The sequence below is a fragment of the Streptomyces alboniger genome (assembly GCF_008704395.1).
Classification (GTDB): Bacteria; Actinomycetota; Actinomycetes; order Streptomycetales; family Streptomycetaceae; genus Streptomyces; species Streptomyces alboniger.
Genome location: NZ_CP023695.1, coordinates 4,005,694 through 4,023,027, shown reverse-complemented (window position 1 = coordinate 4,023,027; position 17,334 = coordinate 4,005,694). Strand labels below are relative to the sequence as shown.

At 69.0% G+C, this 17,334-nt stretch carries 18 protein-coding genes; 8 read left to right on the top strand and 10 right to left on the bottom strand.

Annotated features, from left to right (window positions below; all coding sequences use genetic code 11):
- Nucleotides 1-93: 93 nt before the first annotated feature.
- The 6 genes from CP975_RS17875 (at nucleotide 94) to pknB (ending at nucleotide 8,341) form a co-directional block, all read left to right on the top strand.
- Nucleotides 94-1,002 carry an FHA domain-containing protein gene (locus CP975_RS17875; RefSeq protein WP_055536035.1) on the top strand — a complete coding sequence of 303 codons (909 nt, stop codon included), beginning with the start codon at nucleotides 94-96 and terminating at the stop codon, nucleotides 1,000-1,002.
- Nucleotides 1,003-1,012: 10 nt separating this feature from the next.
- Nucleotides 1,013-1,531 (top strand): FHA domain-containing protein FhaB/FipA, encoded by a 519-nt coding sequence (locus CP975_RS17870; RefSeq protein ID WP_030790435.1) that lies wholly within the window; start codon nucleotides 1,013-1,015, stop codon nucleotides 1,529-1,531.
- A 128-nt stretch (nucleotides 1,532-1,659) separates the two neighbouring features.
- Complete coding sequence (locus tag CP975_RS17865; RefSeq protein ID WP_199783222.1) at nucleotides 1,660-3,237, top strand: Stp1/IreP family PP2C-type Ser/Thr phosphatase; 1,578 nt, start codon at nucleotides 1,660-1,662, stop codon at nucleotides 3,235-3,237.
- 26 nt (nucleotides 3,238-3,263) lie between these two features.
- Nucleotides 3,264-4,670 carry an FtsW/RodA/SpoVE family cell cycle protein gene (locus CP975_RS17860; protein ID WP_150477098.1) on the top strand — a complete coding sequence of 469 codons (1,407 nt, stop codon included), beginning with the start codon at nucleotides 3,264-3,266 and terminating at the stop codon, nucleotides 4,668-4,670.
- Entirely contained in the window at nucleotides 4,667-6,130 is a 1,464-nt protein-coding gene (locus CP975_RS17855) for a peptidoglycan D,D-transpeptidase FtsI family protein (protein ID WP_055528392.1), read from the top strand. The genes CP975_RS17860 and CP975_RS17855 overlap by 4 nt, the downstream gene beginning before the upstream one ends.
- Before the next feature lie 168 nt (nucleotides 6,131-6,298).
- Complete coding sequence (pknB, locus tag CP975_RS17845) at nucleotides 6,299-8,341, top strand: Stk1 family PASTA domain-containing Ser/Thr kinase (RefSeq protein ID WP_055528391.1); 2,043 nt, start codon at nucleotides 6,299-6,301, stop codon at nucleotides 8,339-8,341.
- Between the two features lie 106 nt (nucleotides 8,342-8,447).
- Here pknB and CP975_RS17840 read toward each other — a convergent pair whose 3' ends face one another.
- Genes CP975_RS17840 through CP975_RS17815 form a run of 6 tightly spaced genes read right to left on the bottom strand, consistent with a single transcriptional unit; the run spans nucleotide 8,448 to nucleotide 12,810 of the window.
- Nucleotides 8,448-9,185 (bottom strand): class E sortase, encoded by a 738-nt coding sequence (locus CP975_RS17840; protein WP_055528390.1) that lies wholly within the window; start codon nucleotides 9,183-9,185, stop codon nucleotides 8,448-8,450.
- Nucleotides 9,186-9,209: 24 nt separating this feature from the next.
- Nucleotides 9,210-10,451, bottom strand: coding sequence for a class E sortase (locus tag CP975_RS17835; protein ID WP_055528389.1), 1,242 nt, complete (start codon nucleotides 10,449-10,451; stop codon nucleotides 9,210-9,212).
- Nucleotides 10,448-11,113: an aminodeoxychorismate/anthranilate synthase component II gene (locus CP975_RS17830; protein WP_055528388.1), complete on the bottom strand. Its 666-nt coding sequence runs from the start codon at nucleotides 11,111-11,113 to the stop codon at nucleotides 10,448-10,450. Before CP975_RS17830 ends, CP975_RS17835 begins: the two co-directional genes overlap by 4 nt.
- A complete protein-coding gene (locus CP975_RS17825; RefSeq protein ID WP_030790461.1) occupies nucleotides 11,110-11,271 on the bottom strand; it encodes a hypothetical protein in 162 nt (53 codons plus the stop codon). The genes CP975_RS17830 and CP975_RS17825 overlap by 4 nt, the downstream gene beginning before the upstream one ends.
- A gap of 54 nt (nucleotides 11,272-11,325) precedes the next feature.
- Nucleotides 11,326-12,015, bottom strand: a complete 690-nt coding sequence (locus CP975_RS17820; RefSeq protein ID WP_246201542.1) for a class E sortase — start codon at nucleotides 12,013-12,015, stop codon at nucleotides 11,326-11,328.
- Between the two features lie 24 nt (nucleotides 12,016-12,039).
- The gene (locus CP975_RS17815) at nucleotides 12,040-12,810 is read right to left on the bottom strand and encodes a DUF881 domain-containing protein (protein ID WP_055528385.1); all 771 of its coding nucleotides are present in this window, start codon (nucleotides 12,808-12,810) and stop codon (nucleotides 12,040-12,042) included.
- Between the two features lie 142 nt (nucleotides 12,811-12,952).
- Here CP975_RS17815 and crgA point away from each other — a divergent pair, with 142 nt between their 5' ends.
- Nucleotides 12,953-13,210 (top strand): cell division protein CrgA, encoded by a 258-nt coding sequence (crgA, locus tag CP975_RS17810; RefSeq protein ID WP_030790466.1) that lies wholly within the window; start codon nucleotides 12,953-12,955, stop codon nucleotides 13,208-13,210.
- Nucleotides 13,211-13,478: 268 nt separating this feature from the next.
- Here the strand turns inward: crgA and CP975_RS17805 are convergent, their stop codons facing one another.
- The gene (locus CP975_RS17805; protein ID WP_055528384.1) at nucleotides 13,479-14,375 is read right to left on the bottom strand and encodes a rhomboid family intramembrane serine protease; all 897 of its coding nucleotides are present in this window, start codon (nucleotides 14,373-14,375) and stop codon (nucleotides 13,479-13,481) included.
- Between the two features lie 123 nt (nucleotides 14,376-14,498).
- Nucleotides 14,499-15,032, bottom strand: coding sequence for a peptidylprolyl isomerase (locus tag CP975_RS17800; protein ID WP_055528383.1), 534 nt, complete (start codon nucleotides 15,030-15,032; stop codon nucleotides 14,499-14,501).
- Between the two features lie 253 nt (nucleotides 15,033-15,285).
- On the opposite strand from CP975_RS17800, the gene CP975_RS17795 reads away from it, so the two are divergent.
- On the top strand, nucleotides 15,286-15,993 hold the full coding sequence (locus CP975_RS17795) for a DUF5324 family protein (RefSeq protein ID WP_055528393.1): 708 nt from the start codon (nucleotides 15,286-15,288) through the stop codon (nucleotides 15,991-15,993).
- Between the two features lie 118 nt (nucleotides 15,994-16,111).
- On the opposite strand, the gene CP975_RS17790 is transcribed toward CP975_RS17795, so the two are convergent.
- Nucleotides 16,112-16,576, bottom strand: a complete 465-nt coding sequence (locus CP975_RS17790; protein WP_246201796.1) for an iron chaperone — start codon at nucleotides 16,574-16,576, stop codon at nucleotides 16,112-16,114.
- 112 nt (nucleotides 16,577-16,688) lie between these two features.
- Nucleotides 16,689-17,144 (bottom strand): carboxymuconolactone decarboxylase family protein, encoded by a 456-nt coding sequence (locus CP975_RS17785; RefSeq protein WP_055528380.1) that lies wholly within the window; start codon nucleotides 17,142-17,144, stop codon nucleotides 16,689-16,691.
- Nucleotides 17,145-17,334: the final 190 nt, after the last annotated feature.

Here is a 17,334-nt window from a genome sequence, read left to right as displayed (position 1 = left end):
CGACTGGGCGGACAGGGGGAACCAGCCGATTTCCCGGCGCGTGGATACGATCAGTAAGCAGTACCAGGATGACTACGACGGAGGAGGTGCCCCATGGGAGTCCTGAAGAAGTTCGAACAGCGACTTGAAGGTCTGGTCAACGGCACCTTCGCCAAGGTGTTCAAGTCCGAAGTCCAGCCCGTCGAGATCGCCGGCGCCCTCCAGCGCGAGTGCGACAACAACGCCACGATCTGGAACCGCGAGCGGACCGTCGTCCCCAATGACTTCATCGTGGAGCTCAGCGCGCCCGACTTCGAGCGCCTGAGCCCCTACTCCGGGCAGCTCGGCGACGAGCTGTCCGGCATGGTGCGCGACTACGCCAAGCAGCAGCGCTACAGCTTCATGGGACCCATCAAGGTCCACCTGGAGAAGGCCGAGGATCTCGACACCGGCCTGTATCGCGTCCGCAGCCGCACGCTCGCCTCCAGCACCTCCCAGGCTCCGGAGAGCGCCCCCGCGGGCCCCGGCACCGGTGGCCCCGGCGCCGGCGCCCCCACTGGCCCCGCGGCCCCCGGCCGCGGCGCCGGCGGGGGTTACGGCTATCCGCAGCCGCCCTCCGCGGGTCCCGGCGGGGCACCTCCCATGCCGGCGGCACCGCCGCCCGGCGGAGGCCGCCCCGGCGGCCAGTCCCCGGCACCGGCCAGACCCTCGGGTCCCGGCGCCGGACCACTTCCGGGCGCCCAGGTGCGGCGCTGGATCGAGATCAACGGCAACCGCCATCAGATCTCCCGCCCGACGCTGGTGCTGGGACGCAGCACCGACGCCGATGTGCGGATCGACGACCCCGGCGTCTCGCGCCGGCACTGTGAGATCCGGACCGGAACGCCCTCGACGATCCAGGATCTCGGGTCTACCAACGGCATCGTGGTAGACGGGCAGCACACCACCCGCGCTACGCTCCGCGACGGCTCGCGGATCGTCGTGGGCCAAACCACCATCGTTTACCGGCAAGCCGAAGGGTGAAGCGGGGGCAATGTCAGAGCTGACCCTGACGGTCATGCGGCTAGGTTTCCTGGCCGTTCTGTGGCTGTTCGTGATCGTGGCCGTCCAGGTCATCCGCAGCGACCTGTTCGGAACGCGCGTCACACAGCGCGGTTCGCGCCGCGAGCGGCCGCAACAGGCCGCCCGAGCGCAGCAGGCCGCCACACCACCGCCGCAGCGCCAGCAGCAGGGCGGTGGCGGCCGCCAGCGCCGCGGCGCCCCCAGCAAGCTGGTCGTCTCCGAGGGCATCCTCGCCGGGACGACGGTCGCGCTGCAGGGCCAGACCATCACGCTGGGCCGTGCGCACGATTCGACGATCGTGCTGGACGACGACTACGCCTCCAGCAGGCATGCCAGGATCTACCCGGACCGGGACGGCCAGTGGATCGTCGAGGATCTCGGGTCCACCAACGGCACGTATCTCGACCGGACCCGACTCACCACCCCGACGCCCGTTCCGCTGGGCACGGCGATCCGCATCGGCAAGACCGTCATCGAGCTGCGGAAGTAGTACGTCATGAAAGAGCGCGAGCGGAGCGAGCGAGCCGAAGCGGCTGTCCAGGCACTGGACGCCGGCGCGCTCCCGACCGGAGGGTGGGCACCGTGCGGATGTACCCGGAGCCGACGGGCGAGGTGCGCATGAGTCTGTCTTTGCGCTTCGCCGCCGGATCGCACAAAGGCATGATCCGGGAGGGGAACGAGGACTCCGGTTACGCCGGCCCGCGTCTCCTCGCCATCGCCGACGGCATGGGGGGCCAGGCCGCGGGCGAGGTGGCGAGCTCCGAGGTCATCTCGACGCTCGTCACGCTCGACGACGACGTCCCCGGCTCGGACATCCTGACCTCGCTCGGCACGGCCGTGCAGCGGGCCAACGACCAGCTGCGGCTGATGGTCGAGGAGGACCCCCAGCTCGAGGGCATGGGGACCACCCTGACCGCCCTCCTGTGGACGGGACAGCGCCTCGGTCTCGTCCATGTCGGCGACTCGCGCGCGTACCTCCTGAGGGACGGCGTCCTCACGCAGATCACGCAGGACCACACCTGGGTGCAGCGCCTCGTCGACGAGGGCCGCATCACCGAGGAAGAGGCCACCACCCACCCGCAGCGCTCCCTGCTGATGCGCGCGCTGGGCAGCGGTGACCACGTCGAGCCGGACCTCTCCATCCGCGAAGTCCGCGCCGGGGATCGCTACTTGATCTGCTCGGACGGCCTCTCCGGAGTCGTCTCGCACCAGACCATGGAGGACACCCTCGCCTCCTACCAGGGCCCGCAGGAGACCGTGCAGGATCTGATCCAGCTCGCGCTGCGCGGCGGTGGCCCCGACAACATCACCGTCATCGTCGCCGACGTCCTGGACATCGACAGCGGCGACACCCTCGCCGGCCAGCTGTCCGACACCCCCGTGGTGGTCGGCGCGGTCGCCGAGAACCAGCTCCAGGCGCAGGACGACGGCGCCATGCAGACGCCCGCGGGCCGCGCCTCCGGCCTCGGCCGCCCGGTGCCGCCGCAGACGTCCCACGGCCAGGGTGGCGGCTTCGGCCCGCCCGGCAGCGGCGACACCACGGGGTACGCCCCCGAGGGCGGCTTCGGGGCGTACGACGACGAAGACTTCGTGAAGCCCGGCGGCAACCGCAAGTGGCTCAAGAGATCCCTCTACACGGTGCTCGCGCTCGCGGTCATCGGAGGCGGCCTCTACGGCGGTTACCGCTGGACCCAGACCCAGTACTACGTGGGCACGAAGGACGAGCACATCGCGCTCTACCGCGGCATCGACCAGGACCTGGCGTGGGTCAGCCTGTCGAAGGTCGAGAAGGACCACCCCGAGATCGAACTCAAGTACCTGCCGCCGTACCAGCGCAAGCAGGTCGAGGCCACCATCGCCGAGGGCAACCTCGACGAGGCCGAGAACAAGATCCAGGAGCTGGGCCTCCAGGCGTCGGCGTGCAAGAAGGACGCCGAGCGCCGCGAGGTCGAGCGGGAGAACAACGCACGGACCGGTGAGGGCGAGGCGGGCGGCACGACCGGCCTGTCCAAGGCCCCGGGCGACGACCCCACCACGAACCCGTCCGACCCGACCGGCAAGAACGACAAGAACGACAAGAACGACAAGAACAACCCGACCGACAAGAACAAGTCCAAGACCGCACCGACTCCCACACCCGGCCCCAGCCTCTCCGAGGATGAGCAGAAGCTGGTCCCGCTGTGCGGTAAGCAGTAAGCAGCCGTTGGGGGCCTCTGCACGCCATGAGCAGTACTACACACACGTCGACGATCGGCGCGATCGGTGCGCCGAGCCGGCGCAACACCGAGCTCGCGCTGCTCGCGTTCGCGGTCGTCATCCCGCTGTTCGCCTACATGAACGTGGGCCTCGCGCTCACGGGCAAGGTGCCCACCGGCATGCTCGGCTACGGCATGGGCCTCGGCCTGCTCGCGGGCGTCGGCCACATCGTCGTACGCAAGTTCGCCGCGTATGCGGATCCGCTGCTGTTGCCGCTGGCGACGCTGCTCAACGGCCTCGGGCTGGTGATCATCTGGCGGCTCGACCAGTCGGAGAAGCTCCAGCAGCGCAAGAACTTCGTCGAGGCCGCGCCGAACCAGCTGATGTACTCCGCGATCGGCGTCGCGCTCTTCGTCGGCGTACTGCTCCTGCTCAAGGACCACCGCGTCCTACAGCGCTACACGTACATCTCCATGGTCGGCGCCCTCGTCCTGCTGCTGCTGCCGCTCGTGCCGGGCCTCGGCATGGATGTCTTCGGTGCCAAGATCTGGATCCGGGTCGGCGGGTTCTCCATCCAGCCCGGTGAGTTCGCGAAGATCGTCATCGCGATCTTCTTCGCCGGCTATCTGATGGTGAAGCGCGACGCTCTCGCCCTGGCCAGCCGCCGCTTCATGGGGCTGTACCTGCCGCGCGGCCGCGACCTCGGCCCGATCATCGTCGTCTGGGCGATGTCGATCCTGATCCTGGTCTTCGAGACCGACCTCGGTACGTCGCTGCTGTTCTTCGGCATGTTCGTCGTCATGCTGTACGTCGCCACGGAGCGCACCAGCTGGATCGTGTTCGGTCTGCTGATGTCCGCCGTAGGCGCGGTCAGCGTGGCCTCTTTCGAGCCCCACGTACAACAGCGTGTGGACGCCTGGCTGAACCCGTTCTCGGACACGGTGATCCTGAACAACAGTGACCAGATCGCCCAGTCCCTGATGGCCTTCGGCTCCGGCGGGGTCCTCGGCACCGGGCTCGGCCAGGGCCACTCCGACCTCATCGGCTTCGCCGCCAACTCCGACTTCATCCTCGCCACCTTCGGCGAGGAGATGGGTCTGGCCGGCGTGATGGCGATCCTGCTCATCTACGGCCTGATCGTGGAGCGCGGCGTCCGGACGGCCCTCGCCGCCCGTGACCCGTTCGGCAAGCTCCTGGCGATCGGTCTCTCCGGGGCCTTCGCCATCCAGGTCTTCGTCGTCGCCGGCGGCGTCATGGGCCTGATCCCGCTGACCGGTATGACCATGCCCTTCCTGGCGTACGGCGGTTCGTCCGTCATCGCCAACTGGGCCCTCATCGGCATCCTGCTCCGGATCAGCGACACCGCGCGCCGCCCCGCCCCGACCCCCGCCCCGAACCCCGACGCCGAAATGACCCAGGTGGTCCGACCGTGAACAAGCCCCTGCGCCGGATCGCGATCTTCTGCGGGCTGCTCGTCCTCGCCCTGCTCGCCCGGGACAACTGGCTCCAGTACGTCCAGGCGGACACCCTCGCCAAGCACGAGAAGAACCGCCGCGTCACCATCGAGCGCTACTCCCAGCCGCGTGGCGACATCATCGTCGACGGCAAGCCCATCACCGGCTCGAAGGCCACCCCGGGCAGCGACCTGAAGTACAAGCGCACCTGGAAGAACGGGCCCATGTGGGCGCCCATCACCGGCTACTCCTCGCAGCGCATCGGTGCCACCCAGCTGGAGAGCATCGACGACGGCATCCTCACCGGCAACGACGACCGGCTCTTCTTCCGCCGCACCCTCGACATGCTGACCGGCGAGAAGAAGGAGGGCGGCAATGTCGTCACGACCCTCGACTCCGCCGCGCAGAAGGCCGCGTACGACGGCCTGAAGAGCAAGGGCAAGGGCGCCGTCGCCGCGATCGACCCGTCCACGGGCGCGATCCTGGCGCTGGCCTCCACCCCTTCGTACGACCCCGGCGACTTCGCGGGCAACACCAACGAAGAGGCCGAGAAGTTCCTCGAACTCGACAAGGACAAGGACAAGCCGCTGGTCAACCGCGCCCTGCGCGAGACCTATCCGCCCGGCTCCACCTTCAAGGTGGTCACGGCGGCGGCCGCCCTTGAGCACGGCCTGTACGACGGCATCGACGAGAAGACGGATTCGCCGCTGCCGTGGACCATGCCGAACACCACGACCCCGCTGAAGAACGAGGGTGACCTGCCCTGCAAGAACGCCTCGCTGCGGGTAGCGCTTCAGGTCTCCTGCAACACCGTCTTCGGCAAGATCGGCTCCGATCTCGGCAAGGACAAGATGCTGGAGACGGCGAAGAAGTTCGGGTTCAACGAACAGCAGTTCGTGCCCGTCCGCTCCAACGCCTCGCACTTCCCGGAGGACATGGACAAGCCGCAGACCGCGCTGTCCTCCATCGGCCAGTTCGAGACCGCCGCGACGCCGCTCCAGATGGCCATGGTCGCCTCCGCGATCGCGAACGACGGCACCCTCATGGAGCCGTACATGGTCAGTGAACTCCAGGCGCGGAACCTGGACGTCATCGAGAAGCACTCGCCCAAGGAGATGAGCGAGCCGCTGTCGAAGGAGAACGCCCAGAAGCTCCAGCAGATGATGGAGACGGTCGTCGAGAAGGGCACAGGAACCAACGCCCAGATCCCCGGCGTCACCGTCGGCGGCAAGACGGGTACGGCCCAGCACGGCGTCGCGAACAGCAAGAACCCGTACGCCTGGTTCATCTCGTACGCCAAGACGGACTCCGGGTCGCCGGTCGCCGTCGCCGTGGTCGTCGAGGACAGCGACGCCGACCGTGGTGACATCTCCGGTGGCGGGCTCGCCGCCCCCATCGCCAAGTCCGTGATGGAAGCGGTCATCAAGAGCAAGAAGTGACGCCCGTCACGGCCACTCCACATCGGTGCACGTTGCGGTACCGGTCCGGTATCGGCTGACGGTCGCGTCCGGGTCACGCAAGTCGAGCCGGGTACGGTATGCCCGGACAGCACACCGCCGGACCACACAAAGGTGCGGTCGGGACCGACGGAGAGGGCTGGATTAGCTATGGAAGAGCCGCGTCGCCTCGGCGGCCGGTACGAGCTGGGCCAGGTGCTCGGCCGTGGTGGGATGGCGGAGGTCTACCTCGCGCACGACACCCGCCTCGGACGCACCGTGGCGGTGAAGACGCTGCGGGTCGACCTCGCCCGCGATCCGTCGTTCCAGGCCCGGTTCCGCCGTGAGGCCCAGTCTGCCGCCTCGCTCAACCACCCGGCGATCGTCGCGGTCTACGACACTGGCGAGGACTACGTCGACGGGGTCTCCATCCCGTACATCGTGATGGAGTACGTCGACGGTTCCACGCTGCGCGAGCTGCTGCACTCCGGCCGCAAGCTCCTGCCGGAGCGGGCCATGGAGATGACGATCGGCATCCTCCAGGCCCTGGAGTACTCCCACCGGAACGGCATCGTCCACCGCGACATCAAGCCCGCGAACGTCATGCTGACGCGCAACGGCCAGGTCAAGGTCATGGACTTCGGCATCGCCCGCGCCATGGGCGAGTCCGGCATGACGATGACGCAGACGGCCGCGGTCATCGGCACGGCCCAGTACCTCTCGCCCGAGCAGGCCAAGGGCGAGCAGGTCGACGCCCGCTCCGACCTGTACTCCACCGGCTGTCTGCTCTACGAGCTGCTCACCGTCCGGCCGCCGTTCGTCGGCGACTCCCCGGTCGCGGTCGCCTACCAGCACGTGCGCGAGGAGCCGCAGGCCCCGAGCGTCTTCGACGGAGAGATCACTCCGGAGATGGACGCCATCGTCCTGAAGGCCCTCACCAAGGACCCGGACTACCGCTACCAGTCGGCCGACGAGATGCGCGCCGACATCGAGGCGTGCCTGGACGGCCAGCCCGTCGCCGCCACCGCCGCCATGGGCGCGGTCGGCTACGGCGGGACCGACGGCTACGGGGCCGACCAGCAGACGGCGATGCTGCGCCCGCAGAACGGCGGCCAGACGGCGATGATGCCGCCGGTCAGCCCCGAGGGGGGCTACGGCTCGGACGAGGCCGGCCACGGCCGCCGTCAGAAGAAGAGCAACGCGTCGACCTGGCTGCTGATCCTCGCGGGCGTGCTGGTCCTGGTGGGGGCGATCCTCATCGGGAAGTTCGCGTTCAGCGGGGACGGCGGCAGTGACGGACAGATGAAGGCGCCGGATCTCGTCGGTGAGACCGAGGCCGAGGCCAAGGACTCGGCCACGAACGTCGGACTGAAGTTCAAGGTCGGCGAGCGCAAGGCGTGCGCGAAGTACCCGAAGGGCGAGGTCTGTGACCAGACCCCCGAGGCGGACGCCGACGTAGAGAAGGGTGACACCGTCACGGTGACGGTGTCGACGGGCTCCCCGAAGATCCTCGTCCCGGATGTGCAGGGACTGAGCTACGAGGAGGCCAGGAGCCAGCTCAAGGCCAAGGGCTTCACCTCCATCGAGCGGGAGACCGAGGAGTCCGACCGGACCCCCGGCAAGGTCATCGGCCAGGACCCGCCGGGCGACAGCAAGATCGAGAAGAGCGAGACCATCACGCTGACCGTCGCCGAGGAGAAGAAGCAGGTCAACGTCCCCGACGTGACCGGCCTCGACTACGCGGCGGCCGAGAAGCAGCTCAAGGCCAACGGTTTCGCGGCCACCCGGTCGGACGTCGCCAGCGACGAGGTGGACGAGGGCAAGGTCATCAAGACCACGCCTTCGGCGGGCACGCCCGCCGACCCCGGCTCCACCGTCGCCGTCCAGGTCGCCAAGGCCCCCGAGGAGACCACCGTCCCGACGCTGATGGGCCAGAAGCTCAAGGACGCCCGTAAGGCCATCGAGGACGCCGGGCTGTCGGTCGGCACCATCACCGGCCCGCAGGACGACGACGCCCTCGTGGTCCTCTCCACGCCCGGCGCGGGCGAGAAGGCGGAGCCCGGCACGGCGGTCGACCTGACCACCGCGGGCGGCGGCGGCAACGGAAACGGCGGTGGCAACGGCGGCAACGGCGGCGGAGACGACGGCGGCGGCTTCATCGGCGGTCTGTCGCAGCGTGACTCCCACCGGGATCCGTACCTCGGCCAGGACTGACCCGCACCAACGGCAGAGCCCCGGTACCGCTGAGCGGTACCGGGGCTCTGCCGTTCAACGACGGCGTCGTTCAGCGACAGCGTCGTTCAGCGAATCGGCCGGGGAGTCACTTCAGTTCCGGCGGAGGCGTCCGCTTGTTGTCGACCTTCTCGATCCGCTCCAGCTCGCCCCACACGACGTAGCGGTAGTTGGAGGTGAAGACCGGCGTGCAGGTCGTCAGCGTGATGTAGCGGCCCGGCTTCTTCGCGCCCGACTCCTTGGGGATCGGGTCGAGGACCTTCACGTTGTACTTCGAGGTCGAGGGCAGCGTCGCGTACACCTTGTACACGTACCACTTGTCGCGCGACTCGTAGACGATCGCGTCGCCCTTCTCGATCTTGTCGATCTTGTGGAACCTCGCGCCGTGCCCGTCGCGGTGCGCGGCCAGCGCGAAGTTGCCCTCCTTGTCCTCGGGCATGGCCGACTTGATCGGCTTCTTGTAGTAGCCGGCGACGCCGTCGTTCAGGAGCTTGCTGTCGGTACCCGGCTTGACCAGGATCTCGCCGTTGCCCATCGCGGGTACGTGGAGGAAGCCGATGCCGCCCCTGGTGTCGACGCTGCCCGGGCCGCCCGCCCAGCGGTCGCGCACCTTGTCGCTCTGCTTGTGCGCCTCGCGGTCGGCTACGACGTTCGTCCACCACAGGGAGTAGACGACGAAGAGGCCGAGCACGAGCCCCGCGGTGATCAGGAGTTCGCCGAAGACGCTGACCGCCAGGGCGAGGGGGCCGCGGCCCCGGCGTCGTGGGGCGGGCGCCGGAGCGGGCGCCTCGGCCTGCTTCTCGTCGTCTTCGGTCGTGGCTGCCACTGGTTCTGCCCCGTTCTCACACTTCTAGTTGACGAGCGCGCTCGGCTTGCCCTTGCTGCGCGGCCGTTCCTCGGCCATCTTGCCCCAGACGATCATTCGATACTTGCTCGTGAACTCCGGGGTGCAAGTGGTCAGTGTGATGTAGCGGCCGGGTTTCGTGAAGCCGCTGCCCGGCGGGACCGGGCCGATCACGCTCGTGTTGCCGGGGTCCGTCTGCGGCAGGATGTTCGCCATCTTGTAGACGAAGTACTTGTCCTGCGTCTCCACGACGATGGGGTCGCCCGGCTCCAGGCGGTTGATGTAGCGGAACGGTTCGCCGTGGGTGTTGCGGTGGCCCGCCACCGCGAAGTTGCCCGTCCTGGCGTCCGGCATCGCGGTCTTCGTGGCGCCTTCGTTGTAGTGGCCGACCATGCCGCGGTCGAGGACCTTCTGCTTGTCGATGCCCTCGGCGACCGGCACGACGACGTCCAGCTTGGGGATGTGCAGGAGCGCGAAGCCCTGCCCCGGTTCGAACGTGCCCGGCTTGCCCTTGCCGCTCGCCCAGTCCTCCTGGAGGTCATGGGCGGCGCCGTCCGCCTGCTGCTGGGCCCGGATGTTCGTCCACCACAGCTGGTACGTCACGAAGAGCAGCATCAGCACGCCCACGGTGATGAAGACCTCGCCGAGCCCCCGGCTGATGACCGCGCCGGGCGAGGGCCTGCGGGCACGCTCCGCGCGGCGGGCCTCCAGGCGGGAGAGCGGGGCCCCGGCGGGCCGAGGCGGTGAGGGCCGCGCGCCGCCCTTCTTGGCGGCCTTGCGGCGGGCCGCCCTGCCCTCGCCGAGGCCGTCGGCGGGTCCGGCCTTGAGCCCCGCGCCCGGCTCCGCCGCACGGCGCGTGTCGGCGGTGCGCAGACCCACCGTCTCGTCGTCGGCTATCGGCTCGGGGGCGTAGGCGCCGTAGAGCTGCTCGTACGTGGGTTTAGGGGTGCTTTGCGGCTGCGGCTCGGGCTGCTGTTGTACGGGGCTCTGCGGCTGCTGCTGAGGCCGCGGTTGTCGCTGTACGGGGCTCCGCTGCTGGTCGGGGCTCTGCTGCCGCGGCTCCACCGACGCGCTGCGGAACCACGGTGACGGATGCTGCCCCGGCAGCGGATCGGTCAGCGGATCGGCCAGGTGATCGACCGCTTCCTCCAGCGCCCCCGCGTCCCCGTGGGCGAACCCGCCGCCGTGCGCGCCATTGGCGTCGTACGGGGCTCCGGAGGAGTCGTGCTCGGGGCGCAAGGCCGTCACGCCGTGGCCCGGCCCACCACCGGGGCCAGCCCACTCGATCGGGCGACGGCCCCGGTGTCGCCGCACTCCACCAGCCAGTTGGCGAGCATGAGGTGGCCGTGCTCGGTCAGCACGGACTCCGGGTGGAACTGCACGCCCTCGACCGGCAGTTCACGGTGTCGCAGGCCCATGATGATGCCGTCCTCCGTGCGCGCGGTGACCTCCAGCTCGGCCGGGACCGTGGTCGGCTCGGCGGCCAGCGAGTGGTAGCGGGTCGCGGTGAACGGCGACGGCAGCCCCGCGAAGACGCCCTTGCCCTCATGGCGTACGAGCGAGGTCTTGCCGTGCAGCAGCTCCGGGGCGCGGTCCACCACGCCGCCGTACGCCACCGCCATCGACTGCATGCCGAGGCAGACGCCGAAGACGGGCACACCGGTGGTCGCGCAGTGCCGGACCATCTCGACGCAGACGCCCGCCTGCTCAGGGGCGCCGGGACCCGGCGAGAGCAGGACGCCGTCGAAGCCGTCCTGCGCGTGCCGCAGCTCGACCTCGTCGTTGCGCAGGACCTCGCACTCGGCGCCCAGCTGGTACAGGTACTGGACGAGGTTGAAGACGAAGCTGTCGTAGTTGTCGACGACGAGGATCCGACTGCGGCTGCGGCCCGTGCCGCCGGCGGCGCTCACTGGCCGTCCACGGTGACGTCGTTGAAGGGCAGCAGCGGTTCGGCCCAGGGGAAGACGTACTGGAACAGCACATAGACCACCGCGAAGACGAGCACCAGCGAAATCAGCGCCCTTGACCATGCGTTTCCCGGCAGATGCCGCCAGATCCAGCCGTACATGCCGTCCCTTCCGTCGCGTACGGCAACAGTCCTCCCTCGCCGTACGGCACCAGACTAACGGCGCAGTGCCTCCGGTTTCCCGGCCTCCACGGGCTGGGTGGCATCCAAACGCGCCCAGACGATCAGCCGGTGGCTGTGGCCCCACTCCGGTTCACAGGTCGTGAGGGTGAGGTAGCGGCCCGGGCCGTCGAAGCCGGATTTGCGCGGGACGGCGTCGATGACGCCGATGTCGCCGGGGAGGGTCCTGTACGGCTCCCCGTCCACGCGGTACGTGAACCAGGTGGCGCCGTCGGTCAACACGACGGCGTCGTTCGGGCGCAGCTTCGGGAAGTCCTTGAAGGGGTCGCCGTAGGTGCGGCGGTGTCCGGCCACGGAGAAGTTGCCCTTCTGCCCCAGCTGGGCGGTGGACGCGTAGTGCCCGAGGCCCTTCTTCAGTACGTCGGTGCCGGTGCCCTGGAGCACGGGCTTGTTCCACGTGAAACCGAACCGCGGGATGTACATCACGGCGAAGGGCTCGCCGTCTTCGTAGGGGGCGGGCTTCTTCGGGGAGGCGTCGAGGGGGTCGTTTCCGGTCCTCTCGGAGAGCGGGGCCCGCGCCCATCGGTCCTGAAGCTCGTCGATCTGGGTGTCCATGGCGCTGTCGGCCTTCACGCCGGTCCAGAACAGGACGTACACGACGAAGAGCACGATCAACGCGCCGACGGTGATGCACAGTTCGCTGAACGTCCTGACCATCACGCGCACGGACACAAGCTCCCCCAGGGGCCGCTACTCCACGGGCTTCGCGTAGTGGAGATCCACTGTGCCCGAGTAGCCGGGAAGAGTCACCGCCCCGTCGTCGTCCACTTTCCAGCCGAGACCGTACGCGTTGACGTACAGCATGTAGTTCTGGATCTCGGGGGACGCGGCGAGGGCGTTCTTCAGCTTGTCCGGGTCGCCGACGGCGGTGACCTTGTAGGGCGGGGAGTAGACGCGGCCCTGGAGGATCAGGGTGTTGCCGACGCAGCGCACGGCGCTCGTGGAGATCAGGCGCTGGTCCATGACCTTGATGCCCTTGGCGCCGCCCTGCCAGAGGGCGTTGACCACGGCCTGGAGGTCCTGCTGGTGGATGACCAGGTCGTTCGGCTGGGGCTCGGGGTAGCCGGGGAGCTTGGCCGTGGCGTCGGGCGGGGCGTCCGCGAGGGTGACCGTGACGGCCTTGCCGCTCAGCGCCTTGGTGCCGGCGTTGCCCTCCAGGGCCTTGAGCCGGGCCTGGTCCGCCTTGGTGCCGCCGTTGTCCCGCTGGGCCAGCGACTCGACGTCGTCGCGCAGGGAGCCGTTGGACTCGTCGAGCGCGCCGTTCTTGTGGCTGCGCTCCTGAATCAGGTCGGAGAGTTTCAGCAGCGACGCGTCCGTACGGATGTTGGTGCCCTTGGCCGTGTTGAAACTGGTGAAGAAAATCAGGCCCGCGAGCGCGAAAACGGCGCCCGTAAGCACCCGAACCGGACGCCATCGGATGCGGCGACCGGCACCTTTGTGGGAGTCGGCAGAATTGCTCAACGTACCCTTATCTCCTTCAGCGCCGCGGAAGCACTACGCTAACGGACGCCCGGGGGAGGCCTCAGCTCCCCGTGGAGTCCCACCCGGCGTCACACCACAGTTCCCTGCGCGGCCACGCAGCGCATCGACAGGAGAGACCCTCGTGCCGAAGTCACGTATCCGCAAGAAGGCCGACGATTACACGCCGCCGCCCGCGAAGAAGGCGACGGCCATCAAGCTGACCAACCGCAGCTGGGTGGCTCCGGTGATGCTGGCGATGTTCCTCATCGGGCTCGCCTGGATCGTCGTCTTCTACGTCACGGACGGGAAGCTGCCGATCGACCCGCTCGGCAACTGGAACATCGTGGTCGGCTTCGGCTTCATCGCGGCGGGATTCGGCGTCTCGACGCAGTGGAAGTAGGTCCGTCGCGGCCCCTGCCGCGAGGCACTTCTCCACTCCGCGCACAAGCCTTGCCCTGAGTTATCCACAGCGCTATCCACACGAGTGGAAAAGGTCTGAAGATCTGTGGATAACTCTCCGCCGGTTGACGCCGGTGTGACTGACCCACCGGTTCCGCGGAGTCCGCTCGCCCCTTGTCCTTCCCGGGGAAACCCAGGTCAGCGACAAGGGGCACGGTTGTTCCCCACCGCGTGCACAGGGTCGAACACACGCTGTGGACAACAGGGGCTCAGGTGAGCTGTCCGGTCCTGACGAGCACCATGATCACGGTCGCGGCGAGGACCAGCGCACAGCTGCCGTACTGGATGACGTTCCGCCGCTCGCGGGGCGCGTGCACCATGGCGAAGCCGATGACGACACCGCCGACGAGGCCTCCGACGTGCGCCTGCCACGCGATGCTGGGCCAGAAAGCGGTGATGAGAAGGTTGATCGCCAGCAGGGCGAGCACCGGTCGCATGTCGTACTTCAGCCGCCGCATCAGGATGGCGGTCGCGCCGAAGAGACCGAAGATGGCGCCGGACGCGCCGAGCGACGGCCTGTACGGCTCTTCGAGCAGATAGGTCAGCGCGCTGCCCGCGAGGCCCGAGCCCATGTACAGGGCGATATAGCGAGCCCGGCCAAGCGCCGCCTCCAGTGGGCCGCCGATCCACCACAGGCTCAGCATGTTGAAGGCGATGTGCATGATGCTGCCGTGCAGGAACATCGCCGTGACCAGGCGGTACCACTGCCCCTCGGCAACCCCCTCCACCGATCCGAACTCCGGGACGAACGCCCGCCCGAGCAGGTCGTACTGGTCGGTGAAGCGGTCGCCGACGGCCAGCTGCACCAGGAACAGGGCGAGGTTCAGCCCCACGAGGACCTTGGTGACCAGGCGCGGGTCGGCGGTGACCGTGCCGCCCGCGACCGTGCGCGGCTGGTTGGCCGCCGGGGCGTGACCGGTCCCCGAGCCGTCGCGCACGCACTCGGGGCACTGGAAGCCGACCGAGGCGCTGATCATGCACTCGGGGCAGATGGGGCGTTCGCAGCGCGTGCAGGTGATGCCGGTCTCACGGTCCGGGTGGCGGTAGCAGACGGGCAGGCCCGTCGCCCCCCGCGGCTCCTGCGGGCTGCCTGGCACCTGGTCCATGAGGTCCCCTCAATCTCCGTACGAAGGCACTGTGACGGCATGACATGGCAACGCGCCGCCCCGCCCTTCCTTACGGATGGGCGGGGCGGTCGGTTCCCTCGCGTACGCGGGGGTACGCGCTGATCAGGCGTCGCGGTTCTCGATGACCACGGACTCGATGACCACGTCGCTCACCGGGCGGTCGGTGCGCGGGTTGGTCTGCGTGGTCGCGATGGCGTCCACGACCTTCTGGCTGGCCGGGTCGGTGACCTCGCCGAAGATGGTGTGCTTGCGGGTCAGCCACGCGGTCGGCGACACAGTCACGAAGAACTGCGAGCCGTTCGTGCCCGGACCGGCGTTGGCCATCGCCAGCAGGTACGGCTTGTCGAAGGCGAGGTCCGGGTGGAACTCGTCCTCGAACTCGTAACCCGGGCCACCGGTGCCGTTGCCCAGCGGGTCGCCGCCCTGGATCATGAAGCCCTGGATCACGCGGTGGAAGACCGTGCCGTCGTACAGGCGGTCCGTGGTCTTCTTGCCGGTCGCGGGGTGGACCCACTCGCGCTCGCCCTGAGCGAGCTCGACAAAGTTCTTGACCGTCTTGGGCGCGTGGTTCGGCAGGAGCCGGACCACGATGTCGCCCTGGTTGGTCTTCAGGGTGGCGTAAAGCTGCTCAGCCACGATCTGCCTTCCGTTGTCTTCTGTGACACCCCGATCCTCGCACGGACCGGATTGCGACGAGTAGCCACCGAGTAGGCGCGCGTCGAGGCGATCCGTGACATGGTCGGCGCAGGCTCTTCTCGCACCGTTCATCCGGAGTCGGCGTCCTTGACCCGGATGCCCGCCCTTTCAGGCCTCGGAGCCATCCAGAAGGCATGATCTTTGAAAGGGTGGAAAGGTGACATACGTATACGCCACCGAGGAGGAGGATCACGTGACCCGCATCGACAGCGTGCGCGCCGCGACCGGCTCGGCCAAGGACAGCGTGCGGCACGCCGCGGACGCGGTGGCGCCATACGCCGACACGGCCAAGGACCGAGCCGCGCACTACGCCCATGAGGCGCGTGCACGGCTGGCACCCAAGGTGTCACAGGCGGCCGAACAGGCCCGTGTCCAGTACGGCGCCCACGTCGCCCCCCGCGTCGAGCAGGCGCGTACGCACGTGCCGCCGAAGGTCGACCATGCCGCGCACGAGGCTGCCGTCCGCACCCGCAAGGCGGCCCGCCAGGCCGCCGACTACTCCAAGCCCCGGATCGAGTCCGCCGTGGCCGCCGCGCAGCCCGTCCGCGAGGAGGCCGCTTCCCGTAGCGCCGCCGCCCTCGCCGCGCTGCGCGGTCAGGTCTCGGCGAAGGAGATCCAGCGCCTGGTCCGCAAGCACGAGCGCCGGGCCAGGAACGGACGCATCGCCAAGAGGTTCGTCGTCATCGGCATCCTCGCCGGTGGTGCCTTCGCCGCCTGGAAGTGGTGGGACAAGCAGGCCAACCCCGACTGGCTGGTCGAGCCGCCCGCGGCCACGGAGGTCCCGGACACCACGCCGCTGACCTCGGTCGACGGCAGTGACCAGGCGGCCCTCGACCCCGAGGTCCAGGCCAAGCAGGCCGAGGCCGAGGCAGAGGCGGCTGACCGGGACAAGCGGAGCTGACAGGGCTGACGCACGTCACACACTGTTGAGGGGCGGAAGACCGGGTGGTCTTCCGCCCCTCGATGTTTCACGTGAAACAGCGGCGCCGTTTCACGTGAAACGGCGCCGCGTTCCCGTTTCAGCCCGCCGCCCTCTTCACCAGCTCGCCGATCTGAGCCTCGGCGGCCGCGGTCAGCTCCTTCAGGGCGTAGGAGGCCGGCCACATGGCGCCTTCATCCAGCTCGGCCTTGTCGCTGAAGCCGAACGTCGCGTACCGCGCGTTGAACTTCTCCGCGCTCTGGAAGAAGCAGAGCACCTTGCCGTCCTTGGCGTACGAGGGCATCCCGTACCAGAGCTTCGGCGTGAGGTCCGGTGCGCTCGCCTTGACGACGGCGTGGATCCGCTCGGCCATGACCCGGTCCGAGTCCCGCATCTCGGCGATCTTGGCCAGCACGGCGGCCTCGTCCTCCGCCGCCTTGTCGGCACGTGATCCACGGCGGGCGGACGCCTTCAGCTCCTTGGCCCGCTCCTTCATCGCGCCGCGCTCCTCGTCGGTGAACCGCTCGGACGTCGTGTCGGTCGAGGTGGCGCTCCTGGCGGACATGGCGGACTTCTGCGCGGTCTTCATGGCGGATCTCCTGGGCGTGCGGAGCGTCTGGGCGTACAGGGCGTCTGGGCGTGCGGGTGGGGCTAGGGCGTCGTGGGGCCGGTGCTCGTCAGCCCCACGCGCCGGCGATCTGGCGGGTCGTGGCGTTGAGCCGGTTGAACAGATTGGTGACGCCGACCATCAGGACGATCGCGGCCAGCTGCTTCTCGTCGAAGTAGGTGGCGGCCGTGTCCCAGACCTCGTCGCTCACCGGGTCGGGACGGTCGGCCAGCCGCGTCGCGGCCTCGGCCAGGCTGAGGGCGGCCCGCTCCTCCTCGGTGAAGTACGGGGCCTCGCGCCAGGCGGCGACCGTGTCAAGCCGTTCGTCGCTGACTCCGGCCTTGCGAGCGCTCTTGGCGCCGCCGTCGACGCAGGCGCTGCAACCGTTGATCTGGCTGACCCGCAGGTGCACCAGCTCCAGCGTCTGAGCGTCCACGCCACCGGCGTGCGTGGCCTTGAGGAGCTGCTGGATGGGCTGCATCGTGTCGGGCAGGACGACGGCGGGGTTCTTCATACGGGACTGCATCTGGTTTTTCTCCTCGTTCCCTCGGGGTGTGACTCCATAACAGCCGTCCCCGCCGGGCCGGACCACGGTGCTGGGACACCGTGGGACAGCCGAACAAGCCTTGACCAGCGGCGACTTGGCTCGGGAAACTTCGGCCAGAGCGGGACGGCGGCGCGCGGCGCCGGGGCCACGGGGCCACGGGGCCACGGGG

What these genes read in the sequence shown, in the direction of transcription:
- CP975_RS17785 (WP_055528380.1), bottom strand. Translation starts at nt 17,144, where the DNA reads ATGCAGTCCCGTATGAAGAACCCCGCCGTCGTCCTGCCCGACACGATG.
- CP975_RS17825 (WP_030790461.1), bottom strand. Translation starts at nt 11,271, where the DNA reads ATGTACGGCTGGATCTGGCGGCATCTGCCGGGAAACGCATGGTCAAGG.
- CP975_RS17865 (WP_199783222.1), top strand. Translation starts at nt 1,660, where the DNA reads ATGAGTCTGTCTTTGCGCTTCGCCGCCGGATCGCACAAAGGCATGATC.
- CP975_RS17805 (WP_055528384.1), bottom strand. Translation starts at nt 14,375, where the DNA reads ATGGACCAGGTGCCAGGCAGCCCGCAGGAGCCGCGGGGGGCGACGGGC.
- CP975_RS17870 (WP_030790435.1), top strand. Translation starts at nt 1,013, where the DNA reads ATGTCAGAGCTGACCCTGACGGTCATGCGGCTAGGTTTCCTGGCCGTT.
- CP975_RS17860 (WP_150477098.1), top strand. Translation starts at nt 3,264, where the DNA reads ATGAGCAGTACTACACACACGTCGACGATCGGCGCGATCGGTGCGCCG.
- CP975_RS17790 (WP_246201796.1), bottom strand. Translation starts at nt 16,576, where the DNA reads ATGTCCGCCAGGAGCGCCACCTCGACCGACACGACGTCCGAGCGGTTC.
- CP975_RS17875 (WP_055536035.1), top strand. Translation starts at nt 94, where the DNA reads ATGGGAGTCCTGAAGAAGTTCGAACAGCGACTTGAAGGTCTGGTCAAC.
- pknB (WP_055528391.1), top strand. Translation starts at nt 6,299, where the DNA reads ATGGAAGAGCCGCGTCGCCTCGGCGGCCGGTACGAGCTGGGCCAGGTG.